6 protein-coding genes are annotated in these 4,008 nt (G+C 66.8%); 1 reads left to right on the top strand and 5 read right to left on the bottom strand.

What is annotated here, in order from left to right; all coding sequences use genetic code 11:
- The 5 genes from Q7A36_RS38675 to Q7A36_RS38655 form a co-directional block, all read right to left on the bottom strand.
- Nucleotides 1–905: DUF3300 domain-containing protein (locus Q7A36_RS38675; RefSeq protein WP_305109115.1), on the bottom strand; the 905-nt coding region annotated here is incomplete at its 3' end.
- Nucleotides 906–996: 91 nt separating this feature from the next.
- A complete protein-coding gene (locus Q7A36_RS38670; RefSeq protein ID WP_305109114.1) occupies nt 997–1,281 on the bottom strand; it encodes a glycine zipper domain-containing protein in 285 nt (94 codons plus the stop codon).
- Between the two features lie 17 nt (nt 1,282–1,298).
- The gene (locus tag Q7A36_RS38665) at nt 1,299–1,745 is read right to left on the bottom strand and encodes a Rap1a/Tai family immunity protein (RefSeq protein WP_305109113.1); all 447 of its coding nucleotides are present in this window, start codon (nt 1,743–1,745) and stop codon (nt 1,299–1,301) included.
- 45 nt (nt 1,746–1,790) lie between these two features.
- Entirely contained in the window at nt 1,791–2,384 is a 594-nt protein-coding gene (locus tag Q7A36_RS38660; protein WP_305109112.1) for a hypothetical protein, read from the bottom strand.
- A 132-nt stretch (nt 2,385–2,516) separates the two neighbouring features.
- The gene (locus Q7A36_RS38655; protein WP_305109111.1) at nt 2,517–3,164 is read right to left on the bottom strand and encodes a response regulator; all 648 of its coding nucleotides are present in this window, start codon (nt 3,162–3,164) and stop codon (nt 2,517–2,519) included.
- 519 nt (nt 3,165–3,683) lie between these two features.
- Here Q7A36_RS38655 and Q7A36_RS38650 point away from each other — a divergent pair.
- A partial coding sequence (locus tag Q7A36_RS38650; RefSeq protein WP_456306848.1) for a hypothetical protein occupies nt 3,684–4,008 on the top strand: 325 nt, incomplete at its 3' end.

The raw sequence follows: 4,008 nt of genomic DNA, 5'->3' as shown, positions 1-4,008 counted from the left end.
AGTTCGCGCGCAACAGCGGCTCGGTTGTTCTGCAGGTTGGACAGGGCATTGACGCGGTTGGCCTGCAGCGCTCCGGCAGTCGCTCCGCCATAGGGCAGGTATGGCGGCGGCACGGCATACGGACCGGGGATGCCGTGCCCCCAGCCATCATCGTCATGTACCAACTCGGAGATTAGAAGACCGGCGCCTAGACCAACGACGCCGCCGGCAAGGGCCGCACCGGCCGTGCTCGGCCCCTGCTCGGCCTGGGACTGCACCACGACCGTCTGCTGGGCCGGTGGCGGGGCTTCTGGACGTCCTACAGCGGTGGTTGGTGGCGGGGCCGGCGGGGCCGCTGGCGACGAGGGCGCGGCAGGTGCCGAAGGCTGTGCAGCTTGCGGCCGAGGTTGCGGAGCGGGCCGTGAACCGCCGGACGATGCCTTTGCCTCGCCTGCCGGCTCATCGCTTGCCTCCAGCTGCCGCTCGGTCACCCGCCCGTAGGCGAGCCAGACATCATTCGGTTGGTTCTGATAGGCGGAGCCGAGGGCCGAGGTAGCCGCCAGATCGCGGGTCAGGTACTCGAGCGTGCGTGGTGCGCGTTCCGCCAACAGACGCACCGTCGGAGGCCAGGTTTGCTTTGCTGGGCCGCGTGTCGCCTCAGCCTGCTGCGACCAGCCGGACGCTTCGACGAGATCGGCCGGGTAACGACAGGCATCGAGCACCACGCCCAGGCTGTCCTGTGGTGCGCCGGCATAAGGAGCGAGCAGTCTGTCCAGCTCATCGGCCCTGAGCGGGGGCGATTTTACTGTGGACACCGTGGCTGCCGCGGCGGCGGCAGCCGAGGTCGCCGGTGCTGGAGGCGAACCGGCCGCGATCACCAGGAGGGAGAGCGCCGCGGTCCAGAGCGGAAGGTGCGGCCGGCTCATCGCGCTGCTCCTCTTTGCGGGACGCGTTGTTGATTGGCCTCGGCGGCGGGTTAGGGCCGCATCGTGCGATCCGGCAGGACATGCCTGTTCCTCAGATCCCGCGCTGTGCGGCGCGCCCCTGCATATAACCTTGCCGGTAGGCGCGCTCCTGATTGTCCTTGCTGGCCCCGTAGAGATACCCGCCGCCAGCACCGACACCGGCCCCGATGAGCGCGCCCAGCCCGGCATCGCCGGCCATCGCGCCAATGAGGGCACCACCGGCCGTGCCGGCCGCCGTCCCGGTCAGGGTACGTTGCTGCGTTGGGGTCAGATCGGCGCACCCACCGAGGGAAACTGCAGCAACCAGGCTGGCTGAGAGGACATAGCGCAAGCGCATCGGTCTCTTCTCCTCGATCAGCGGCGCGGCCAGGACGCGGGCGCGCCCGGGCAGGGGTATGTCGCGGCGGCGAAGCGCATGAGGCCGTCAATCGCCGGCTCGGCGCCAAATTGCGGGTTGGCTCGGGCCCACGAGACGAAAGCCAAGCGCGCCTGGTCGAAGGTCGGCGACGGGTTTGGCAGGCAGAAATTCGGCCGCTGAGCGCCGCCCTCGATGCTCAGGGCGCGGTGGTACTGGCCGGCTGCAATTACAAAGCCCTGACAGTAGCCCAACGCCGCTTGTCCGAGCCCGTCCTGTTCCGTGGCGCCGCAGAGGGCAGCGAGGTCGCTGGTGCGTCCGCCGCGGAAGGTCTGTTCCGCGATCTGCGCCTTGCTGGGCGGGGCAGTCAGCACAAGCAATGCCGCTCCGGCGAGGGTCAAAGCGTACCGCATAATGCGTGCTCTCCTAATCGAGGTCTCGCGCACAAACTCCACTTGTTTGCCGCTGAACGTGCATCGCCGGACGGGCGATCACCGCTGCATTGGCTCGACGGAAACAGCGACCGCCTCGCTGTAGGTCACGTTGACCCGGTCACCGGGCTTCAGCCCACTGGCGAAGTCCCGCATGGCGGGATCCTGGACTACAACGCGGCGCGGCACGCCGGCGGGACCGATGAAGGTCACCGCACTCCGCACAGGGTCGACTTCCTGGATCGTGACGATCGCGCTTGTCTGGCCGCCGACTACGGCACCTGGCGGCCGGTCGGCCCCCGCGGTGGCGGAACCCGCCTGGACGGACGGAGGCATGCTCGCCTCCTCCGGTCGTGCCATCCGGACCGCAACTGCGTCGGCGTAGCGGGCCACGATCTGGTCCCCAGGCTTCAACTCGTTCAGACGCCTCACATCCGGCCGCACCCGCACGGTCATCAGGCCGCCCTCGGGACCGCGCAGCAAAACCTCGCGGGTGGTCAGATCCACGGACTCGACGGTCGCCCGAACCTCGGTGACCTCATCGATCACCGCGCCCTCGGGTCGTTGGCCCGTCTGGGCGAGGCCCTGGCCGAGGGGTGTTGCGGCAAGCAGGAGAATGGTGAATGCGGCGGCAGGCGCCAGGTTAGACCTCATCCTTCGTCCTCCCCATGACGGTGACCGTGCGTCGGCAGTGGTCAGCCATGGCGTGAAGGCTAGAAGCAGCGCGGCTCGCCAGCCTATTAGGGAAAACCCTGAGATCGGGCGGGGAAACTACCTAGGCGGCGTTTAGCCCGAAATGATATGGTTCCGAACCGCATAGCGCACCAGATCGGCGAGTGTCTCGGCGCCGATCTTCTCCAGGATGACCGCCCGGTGCGCCTCGATCGTCTTTACGGAGAGGCTGAGCCGCCGCGCGATCTCCTTGTTACGATGGCCCTCCGCGAGCAACTGCAGCACCTCGCGCTCGCGCGGTGTGAGGCTGGCGTCGCCCGCATCGGCCTGCTTGGCCTCCCCCTCTCGCAAGAAAGCTCCCAGGACAGCACCGGTAACCTGCGAGCTGATGAAGGGCTGGTGTCGGGTGAGAGCATCCACCGCCGCGACGATGTAGCGAGCGGCATCGGACTTGATGAGGTACCCCCGTGCTCCGGCAGCAAAGACCTCGCGCATGAGCTCTTCAGACTCATGCATGGTGAAGACCAGCACCTCAGTCTCCGGACAGGTCGCGCGAATTCTGCGGGTCACCTCGAGACCATTCAACACCGGCATCGTAATGTCCAACACAGCGATGTCGGGTTTGAGCTGCTCGGCCAAGGCGACGGCCTCCCGACCGTCATGCGCCTCGCCGCAGACCTCCCACCCGCTCTCACTCTCGAGCAGGTGCTTGAGGCCATGCCGCACGACGTCGTGGTCGTCGGCGAGGAGGATTCGGACCATGCCCGGCTCCGTTGTCCGCTGGGTTTCGCCCGCATGCCCGAGGGCACATCCGGATCGGCTGCAACACTACCGCTGAGAGCGATGCGGGGGGTACTAGGGAAAACCCTGCTTTTGGCCGGTGAAAACCCTTAGGCGCTGGCCTGGATGCGGCGCCACGGTCAGGGTTTTCCCTGAGGACTGCCAGGCCAGCGGCTCGAGCCTGCGACGCTGCCGTCGAGCTGGCATCCGGTTGGGAGAGCCTAGGTAGTTTTCCTGCCCCTTCTCAGGGTCTTCCCCGCCGAATCCCAGGGTTTTCCCTAATGGGCGGTGGCGCGACACGCAGGATAACGTCTTGCCCGACGGCGGATGCCCTGAGTTGCCGGATAACATCGGTGCCAGAGCCGCCTGCAGCGGGAGATGGCGGTGCCTCGCAGGGCGAACCCACTCACTTGGGAAAAGATCCGCCCGCTTCTTAGCCGGTGGCCGAGATCGGTCAGTCTGGCGTTGGCACGGTCTTATGGCAGCCGTGTCAGACACAGCGTGCAGCGTCATGCCTTCACCGCGATCTCGCTTTGCTCCTGCATGTCCTGCCCCGGAGTTGCGCTCCTGGCGGTAGCCCAGACGACGCATCCGGCGGGCAGCGATGCGGAGCTCGCGCAACAGCTTCAGAACCCGATTGCCAACCTGATCAGCGTCCCTTTCCAGAGCAACTTCGACTTTGGAGCCGGGTCGCGCGACAACGGCTTCGGTTACACGCTTAATTTTCAACCGGTGGTGCCCTTTCGCCTGACGGACGACTGGACACTGATCACCCGCACCATCGTCCCCTTCATCTACCGCGAGCGGTATTCACCGGATCACGAGG

Origin of the sequence: Paracraurococcus lichenis, assembly GCF_030657435.1 — a bacterium.
In the GTDB taxonomy this organism is placed as follows: domain Bacteria; phylum Pseudomonadota; class Alphaproteobacteria; order Acetobacterales; family Acetobacteraceae; genus Paracraurococcus; species Paracraurococcus lichenis.
The sequence above is the reverse complement of the archived record's forward strand: the minus strand, read 5'-3'. Positions and strand labels throughout refer to the sequence as shown.

Coding starts and splice junctions, on each gene's coding strand:
- Q7A36_RS38670 (WP_305109114.1), bottom strand. CDS start 1,281: ATGCGCTTGCGCTATGTCCTCTCAGCCAGCCTGGTTGCTGCAGTTTCC.
- Q7A36_RS38655 (WP_305109111.1), bottom strand. CDS start 3,164: ATGGTCCGAATCCTCCTCGCCGACGACCACGACGTCGTGCGGCATGGC.
- Q7A36_RS38660 (WP_305109112.1), bottom strand. CDS start 2,384: ATGAGGTCTAACCTGGCGCCTGCCGCCGCATTCACCATTCTCCTGCTT.